The organism is Rhodospirillales bacterium, assembly GCA_016710335.1.
Taxonomy (GTDB): Bacteria; Pseudomonadota; Alphaproteobacteria; order Rhodospirillales; family Defluviicoccaceae; genus JADJXQ01.
Window position 1 is genome coordinate 1 of sequence record JADJXQ010000016.1, and the last position, 8,087, is coordinate 8,087.

At 68.0% G+C, this 8,087-nt stretch carries 6 protein-coding genes and 4 pseudogenes; all 10 read right to left on the bottom strand.

Going from position 1 to position 8,087, the window contains the following annotated elements; all coding sequences use genetic code 11:
• Positions 1-427: 427 nt before the first annotated feature.
• On the bottom strand, positions 428-868 hold the full coding sequence (locus IPM60_14985; GenBank protein MBK8909136.1) for a hypothetical protein: 441 nt from the start codon (positions 866-868) through the stop codon (positions 428-430).
• Positions 861-1,061 (bottom strand): hypothetical protein, encoded by a 201-nt coding sequence (locus tag IPM60_14990; protein MBK8909137.1) that lies wholly within the window; start codon positions 1,059-1,061, stop codon positions 861-863. Before IPM60_14990 ends, IPM60_14985 begins: the two co-directional genes overlap by 8 nt.
• Complete coding sequence (locus IPM60_14995) at positions 1,058-1,315, bottom strand: hypothetical protein (protein MBK8909138.1); 258 nt, start codon at positions 1,313-1,315, stop codon at positions 1,058-1,060. The genes IPM60_14990 and IPM60_14995 overlap by 4 nt, the downstream gene beginning before the upstream one ends.
• A pseudogene (locus tag IPM60_15000) lies at positions 1,312-1,805 on the bottom strand (hypothetical protein). Before IPM60_15000 ends, IPM60_14995 begins: the two are co-directional and overlap by 4 nt.
• Before the next feature lie 491 nt (positions 1,806-2,296).
• Positions 2,297-4,871 (bottom strand): annotated as a pseudogene (locus IPM60_15005) (toprim domain-containing protein).
• A pseudogene (locus IPM60_15010) lies at positions 4,864-6,142 on the bottom strand (AAA family ATPase). Before IPM60_15010 ends, IPM60_15005 begins: the two co-directional pseudogenes overlap by 8 nt.
• Positions 6,139-6,908 (bottom strand): annotated as a pseudogene (locus tag IPM60_15015) (hypothetical protein). Before IPM60_15015 ends, IPM60_15010 begins: the two co-directional pseudogenes overlap by 4 nt.
• Before the next feature lie 8 nt (positions 6,909-6,916).
• Entirely contained in the window at positions 6,917-7,180 is a 264-nt protein-coding gene (locus IPM60_15020; GenBank protein MBK8909139.1) for a hypothetical protein, read from the bottom strand.
• A gap of 92 nt (positions 7,181-7,272) precedes the next feature.
• On the bottom strand, positions 7,273-7,500 hold the full coding sequence (locus IPM60_15025) for a hypothetical protein (GenBank protein ID MBK8909140.1): 228 nt from the start codon (positions 7,498-7,500) through the stop codon (positions 7,273-7,275).
• A 5-nt stretch (positions 7,501-7,505) separates the two neighbouring features.
• A partial coding sequence (locus IPM60_15030) for a hypothetical protein (protein ID MBK8909141.1) occupies positions 7,506-8,087 on the bottom strand: 582 nt, incomplete at its 5' end.

The window sequence follows — 8,087 nt, forward strand, 5'->3', positions numbered from 1 at the left end:
GAGCTTGTCGATCGGCGTTTGACGACGTCCATGGTCGGTCCGGTGCGATAAGGTGAAGGATCTGATCCGGCGGTCGCGAAACCAGCCGACGCGCTGTGCCGGCGAAACGGGGCCCGCTTCGCCGATGCGCTCGAAACGAAACGCCCCCGACCGGCGGCTTCGCCAGCGCCGAGGCACGCAGACGCCTAAGTGTTTGGATTCACGAGCGCGAGGATGCTGGCGAAACGAAATGGCCTATTTCGGCGCCGTCACTGGGAAAGTGTCGCGCCATTGCCGCCAGCATACGATTTCGGCCAGGGAGGAACCGTGCATCTCGCCGGTCGGTGATCATCCCCGCACGCGGCTCGCCCGAGCATACCCGAGAACTAACCCAAATCGCCGATCTGTGTCTCGCCGGGAAATGTCTCAGCGAAAATTGTCTCACGCATCAAAATGAACTTGACGAGCGAACGCGGTCGACGAGGAAAGCGCGCGAGCGCTTCGCCGGCACTTGCTGTCCGTTGAGCTTCCAGGTGATGACGCTGAGGCCGTACTCCCAGCGGCGGCACGCCGTGGCGCGGGAGATCCCGAAGCGCCAGCAGATCGGCTTCCACGGCGTGCCCTCGGCGCGCGCCCAGACAAGCCGGGCATCGTCGGGCTCCAGCCATCTGAGCCAGGGCAGCGTCGCCTCCATGCGGCTGATGGCGTCCGGCAAGGGCGGCGGACGCTTCATGCGCGGCGGCTCCTGACCGACGAGATCGGCGAACTCATGCACGATCTTCGGCCACACCGAGAAATACCCCTGCACCCGAACCTCGGGCAGGCGCTTCATGACATCGGCTGCTTCGATCAGCCGCTCCTCGACCTGTTCGCGAGTCCAATCAGCCATGCCGTTGCTCCGTCGGCTGGCGCCGTCCGCCATAGAGCTTCTCGCCGAGCTGGCGAACGAGTTCTCGCTCGGGCCAGGTGAGGCGCGGATCGGTGGGGCTGACGACGAGGAGGCCCTGCTCGCGCCAACCCTCCCGCTTGACCTCTTCGGCCGACCGGCGTTCGCCGCCATATCCTTTCGGCAGCCATCTCATCGTCCGACCTCCTGCAGCACCGCTGCATAGCCGGCGATGTCGAGGATCGAATCCTGATGCTTCGGATCGTGCCCGAGCCGCGCCAGCTTCAGATCGATGAGGCAGAGCACGACCTCCGCCGGCGTGATGGGCCGGCCGAGCGTGATCGACCAGCGTCTGGCGACCACGGCCATCGCGGTGGCCGGCTCGCCGTATATCTTGCGGCGCTCGGCGACGACCGACGCGGCATGTTTGAGCATCGTCTCCCCGCTCATCGCACACCTCCCTCGGTCTCGATGGCCCAGAGCAGGATGGCGATGGCGTCGGCTTCATTATCGTCCGCGGGCGAGAAGCCGCGGGCGCGAACGGCGGCGACCATGGCGGCCTTGTCGGCGTTGCCCTTGGCGGCGACGTGCCGCTTGATCGTGCCGACCGGAACGCCCTGATAGGCGATCGCGTGGCTCTCACACCAAGCGCTCAGCGTCGCCAGGAAGCCGCCATAGAGATGGGCCGCATCGGTGCCGACATGCCGACGAACCTCCTCGAAATAGATCGCAGCGAGACCGCCGGCATCGGCGGCGATCTGGTCCAGCCAGCTCGGAAGCGCAGGTAGCGCATGCCACCACCGTCATAGGGCTCGGGCGGAACGAGACCGTGCCGCTCCTGATCAGGCCGTCATGGCTGCGGTGCCCAGCCGGTCGTGCCGAGATCGAGGCTGAGAATGGCGCTGACCGCATGAGCCGATGCCGGCGGAATGCAGGTGATCCCGCTTCGGCGGGGCCGGTTTCGATGGTCGAGATCAGGATTGTCTCCAAGGCGCGCGAGCAAGGGTCGGGTTTCGGATCGAAGACCCATCGCGGCGGACCGGTCGCTGCCGCCGGGAGACGGCCGAGTTGACGGAGCATGCCCATCAGAGCACCTCCTTGAGCCAGTCCGGCGCAACGCCGTTCGGGGAACGTGGTGAGGGATGTTCCCCCCGCATGTTCCCCGGTGCAAGCCGTTGAGGAACAAGCGCTTTGGGAAGGTGACGAAGGTGGGGAACGTTTTTCCCCATCCTCCATCGCGTGGGCGCAGCCGCGCACATGCGTTAGTGTCGAAAAACGTTCCCCATGTTCCCCACGTTCCCCGGAGCCTTTTGTTTCAATGGGTTGTGCCGGGGAACGTTGGTTTTCGACGTTCCCCTCCTCGCCACAACGTTCCCCGCCCGATGCCGCGACACCTTGCGGAAAACGTTCCCCACGTTCCCCTTCGATTGTGAGCTGCCAGCGCTTGGCCTGATGGGAGACCCCCAGCGTGCGCACGCGCATCTTGCGGCCGTCGATATCGAAGACCCGGTCGCGCATGCGGGCGAGCGCCTTGCCGAGCCGTGTGCAAGGTGACCGGTCGCCCCCGGCGCCCAGCGGCAGCGGCGGCTCGCAGGCCAACGCCACCTCGTAGAGATCGCCGGTGCCGACCTCCGCCGTCCCGAAGCGGTCCCACCAGGCGCCGATGAAACTGCGCCAGATCGCGCCCTCGCCATCGGCGGCAGCGAGCATCTCGTCGAGGTTGGCGAGAAACCCTTCGATCCCGGCGACCTCGAGGACGCCGCCCATGATGCGCGACCAGCTCTCGTAGCTGCCGATCATGCGCGCCCCGTGGCCTGCCGGCGGCCAGCCAGGCCCGGCACAGCGTAAGGCAGGCCGCGACGAGGCGGGGCCGGTTGGCGCGAACCCAGCTCATGAGATCGGGGTGGCGGAACCCCTCGCGCCGCCAGGGTTGATCCACACGGGCGTCGAGGCGGATGCGCACGATGCGGCGCGCCATCTCGTTGGAGAATTCGGGATTGTTGCCGGTCGCGATCCAGACGCAGCGGATCGGCAATCGCGTCATCTCAGACGCCCCGAGAATGCGGTCCTCCCAGAAGGGCGCGGTGAGCGCTGCCGCAAGCGCCGAGGAGTCGAGCGTGTGACGCAGATTGTCGATGAGCACGATCGAGGGAATCTGGCGCAGCTTGGCGGTCAGCCGCTTGCGCCACTCTTCGTCGTCGCGGCCCTCGGTCATCACGGAGGCGCTGACGCCGGTGAGCACGGTCGCGATCGCGTCGACCATCAGGGTCGCACCGGTGCCGGGTGTCGGCTTCTCAATCAGATGAAGCGGCGTCGGCGCGTCGATCATGGCGCGAAGAAAGCCGAGCAGCATCAGAGCAACGGCATGCGCCCGCTCCGCGTGGCCGGTGAAGGGGAACTCGCCCAGCATGTCGTCGATGATGAGACTGCGCGCGGTCGCGATCTCCGCCGGCGACGGGCGCTCCGGCACCGGCGGCACGGCAAAGCCCGGTGTTGGCTGGTAGAGCAGCCGGGCATCGGGGTGGTAGCCGGGCTCGGTCAGGAGCGCGCCGTTGCGGCCGAAGACCGGCGTCGTGACGATCCCCGCCAGGACCGGCAGGCCGGGATCGGGTGTCGCCAGCAGTGACTTGATGAGCGGCGTCGGCGGATGCGCGGGGACAAGGTCGCCGTTGCGCGCCAGACGCCGCCAATCGGCGAGCTTGGCCAGCATGTGGCGCAGGCGCTCTTCCGTGACCGGCCGGGCCATGGGCAGGCCGTCATCGTCATGCACGGCCCATGTCGGCATGCCGCCGCTGCGAAAGAGCCAGGGCGTCCTGTTCGAGGCGAGCAGCAAACTCCAGCTGCGTGCATGAGCGCGGGCGAGATCGCCCTCATCGGCGCGCAGTTGCGGCAAGCGCCCCTGGGGCTCGACGAAGCCGATCGGGCGGTTTCGGGCGCCATCCTGCGCATCCGTGCCATCCGCCACTGCACACGGCTCGGCCGCGTCGATGATCTGACGGACCGCGTCCGCGCCGTCGCGCATCAGGAGGTCGTTGAAGTCATCGCCTTCCGCTCGCGGCAGGGCGATGGCGACGCTGCGGCCTTCGGCCAGGAGACGCCGCGCCGCCGCCTGGGCGGCACGAAGGCCCGTGCCCGACGCATCGTGGTCGGCGAGCAAAACGACACGCCGGGCCTCTGGCGGCAGGACGATCTGTTCGAGGTTGGTGGCCGAGAGCGTCGCCCATACCGCCATGCCCGGGCAGGCCGTCATCACGGCGAGCGCCGTCTCGATGCCCTCGCTGAGACCAAGGGACAGCATCGTCGGCGATCGGCGCCAGACGCACGGCGCCGCCGCCGACCCGGCCCAGCATCTTCTTCGGCTTTTCGACCTCGGCTTTCGCCGCCCCATCCGGGCGCAGGTAGATGCGGTGCAGGGCAACCACGCTGCCGGCGCGGTCGCGAACCAGGCCGACGATGGCCGGGAACCCGGTCCTCGTATCCCAATGCGCGAGATCCGGATGGAACAGGAGGTCGGACGGTGGCGGGACCGCGAGGCCGCGCACGGCAGAAGAGAGCCTCGCCCGGCGTGCCTGCGATCGGGACGGCCTGCGAGAGGATGATGTCGATTTCTCGGGCAGGGTCTTCCTGTTCCGCGGGAGCCGCCGAGGGCTCGTGCCGGGCTGGCGCGGCCGACCATCCGGCCAGATCGGCCCGGCGAAGCAAGCTCGGGGCCCTTGAGGCCGGTCGCCTGTTCCAGCGTGCTGAGCGGTCCGCCGCCCTGGCCGCCGTCGAAGTCGATCCAGTCGCCGGCGTGCTCGCCTCTGAGCGTGATCACGCAGGAGCCGTTCTTTCGCGGCGCAGCGCCATTGATGTTGGCGAGGCGCCATTCGTCGCCGTTGCGACGGCCGTTCGGAAAGTGCTGCGGCACCCAGGCGCCGGTCCTGTCACGCAGGCCGGCCACGATGGCGTCGAGATCGTAATGGACCGCAGGCGTTCTGGCGGGTGCGATGTCGTTGAAGTCAATCAAGGATCACCAGCCCTTGCTCCGCGCGCGTGATGGCGGTGTAGAGCCAGCGGGCGCGGTCCTCGGCGGTCCGCCCGAGACCGTCGTCGTAGACGATCACGTTCTCCCACTGCGACCCTTGGGCCTTGTGGCAGGTGATGGCGTAGCCCCAAACGCTCTCGACTAGCCCCCGCATGTCACGCCAATCGCGGCGCAGGCGCTCGGCGTCGTAGGCGACGTGGTCGTCGAAATGGCCCTTGTAGAACCACTGGCGGCCGGGAACGCTCGTCCCGTCCTCGGTGCGCACCGACGCGCTGAACGCGAGCGGGCTTTCGTCGCGGATGTCGGTGAGGTCGAGGAACAGGCCGTTGATCAGCCCGAGGTCGTGCCGGTTCTTGAGGCAGATGATCTTCTCGCCGCGCCTCGCGGGTAAGCGTCGGGAAAGCCGGCCGCCTGTTTCATCGCGGTGTTCAGAAAGAGCCGCGTCGCGTTGCGGCCGCAGATCACCTGACCGCCCTTGAGGAACTGATGTGGGCCGATGTCGGAGCGCCGCATCTTCCAGACGAAGTCGTCGTGCTCACCATAGGGAATGGGCATGCTCTGCCGCGCGAGCGTCGCGAGGCGGATGATCGCGCTGGCCTCGGCCTGGCGATGGATGTCGGTCAGCATCACGTCGGGATCGGCGTCGGTGAAGGCGCCGTCGCCCTTGATCGGCGGCAACTGGCCGGGGTCGCCGAGCACCAGGATCGGCTTGCCGAAGGCGAGCAGATCGCTCGCCATTTCGGCGCCGACCATGGAGACCTCGTCGAGCACGATCAGGTCGGCGTCGCGGACCAGCGACTGCTCGTTCAGAATGAAACGGGGCTGATGGATGTCGGCGAGCCGGAGCTCGAGGCGGCGGATCTGGGTCTCGGCGAAGGAACGCTCGGCCGGTCCCATGCTCCGCAGGCCGCTGCGGAGCTCGGCAGCTCCTGCTCGACCCTGTCGATCTCCTCCGGCGTCGCCTCGGAGACCTTGTAGATCAGGCTGTGGATCGTCGAGGCTGGCGTTCCCTTCCGGGTCATCACCAGGGCCGCCTTGCCGGTGAAGGCGGCATAGAGCACGCCGCCCGAGCCGCCCGTGCGATCCATCGGTTCGAGACCGAGCTCGCCGATTGCATGCCGGGTGATGGTGGTCTTGCCCGTTCCTGCGTAGCCGAACAGGCGGAACACCTGCTGATCGCGCGTGCGGCGCCGAAACCAGTTCTCGATCGCGGCGATTGCCGCCGCCTGCTGCGGAGACGGGATGAAGCTCATCGCTCGCCCTCCCAGCAGCGCTCCGCATAGGCGCACATGCGGCAGAGATAGAAGTCCTGGGCTGCGGCGATCCGCGGTGGGAGTTCGCCGGCTGCCGCAGCGCGCAGGATATCGACGGCCTTGTCGGACAGCGCCTGCGCGCAAGGCGGATCGAACGCGACCACCTCGTGGTGGAGCGCCTGGGTGTCCTTGTTGAGGGCCGTGACGAGGGCGGTCTCCAGCTCCAGGTAGCCCATGTAGAGCTGGACCTGCGCGAAGTAGACCGGCTTGGAGGCGCGCAAGCCACGCTTGACCAGGTCGTTCCAGGATTTGGCGTTGAGCGCCTTGTGCTCCCAGAGCACGGGCCAGCGCAGGCCGACATCGGGGCCGGCGACGATCACGCCGTCGATGTGGCCGCGCAGCTTGCCGCCCGCCGCCTCGAACCCGAATTGTCCGCCGTCGCGCGCTCGGTGCGAAGGTCGAAGCCCGCGCCGCGCAGCCAGCAGATGGAGAGCGTCTCGAACTGGTGGCCGGCGTCGAAGATGCGCAGGATCGCGCCGTCGAAATCCCGTCCCTCATCCTTGGGCGTGTGGGTCACCTCGTAGACGAGCTTGCGCGCGCAGGGCTCGCCGATCCGGCTGCCGCCGAGATAGTCACGCGGCGTCTGCCGCCGATTGCGTGCGACCAGCGCCGCATCGATCAGGGCATTGACCCGATCGGACACGCTGATCGCGTGGCCGACGCGGCGATAGATAAAGCCGGAGCCGTGGTTGAGATCGATTCCCATGCGCCACCTCAAAAGGGAATCGGGTCGTCGAGCGGGTCGCGGGCGGCTGCCTGGCGCTGCATCGATTCCTGAAACCCGTCGACGCAGGCCTCGATGATGCGGTCGATCTCTTCGGGCTTCCGGTCGTAGAACGGCGCCATCAGGTCGAGCTCGGTGAGCGTCTCGGCGAGAAAGCGGCGCGCTTCCTTGATCGCCCGGGTCTCCATGTCGGTCTTGTCGATCATCCCGTTGTTCCTGTTGGCGAGCGCCGCGCCGACATCGAGGCAGCGCATCGAGCAGAAGCGGTGGTAAGGAAAGCGGTCCCAGCGCAGCTGGTGGACGTAGCCGAAGCCCCGCGCCTGACGTCCGCAGACGGCGCAGACGGCTACCCGAGCAAGAGCCGGGTCAGGTCCTCTGCGTCGTCCGGCTGATCCTTGATCCGGTGTGAGGCCAGGACGATGAACCGCGCGATCGCGTTCGCCGCCATGGCTTCCAGTTCGGGAAGCGTGAGAGCGGCGATGGGCTGGTGAAGTCTTCCGCGTCCTTCGAGCCATTGTCCCATCGCCTTCGCTGCCTCGCGCGTGACGTGCGCCTGCCACTCATCGGCCGTCATGACGGTCAGGTGTTGAGCCAGGCCGGGCCACTCGGGGCCGGCGTCGCTGCAGGCGCGGCTGTCGCGGCCGTTGCCGGAGCCGTGCCCGGCTGTGCCGGCCGGCTCCAGGCCGGGGCAGCGCTCGCGGGCGGCGATGCGGCGGGCTGCCCCCAGGCCGGAGCTGCGGGCGATGCAGCCTTGGGTCGCGCGCGGGTGCTGGGGCTCGGCGCCAGGACCTCGCCGTCCATCACCTTCCGCCATTCCGGCTCGCTCGGCAGAACCACGCGGTCGAGCTTGTTGCTGTCGCCGTAGCGCGGGTCGTCGCTGGGCTCGACCTTGATCTTGGCGACGAAGGTGATGCCGCTGAGGTCGGCCAGGCCGCGCAGGATCCGCTTCGACTTCGCCGCCTCGCTCATGTCATGCGGATCGAGCCCGAGCGCGCTGTCGATCATCGCGCGGAAGCTCCCCTTCGAGATCTTCCAGCCTATCGAGACGCCGTGCTCGTCGACCTTGCCGCCGGAGACGGTGAACATCTGCCAGAACTTGCGCCGAACGTGCGGGCCCTCGGCGACGGTGAACTCGGCATCCACCATCAGCATGCGTCGCTG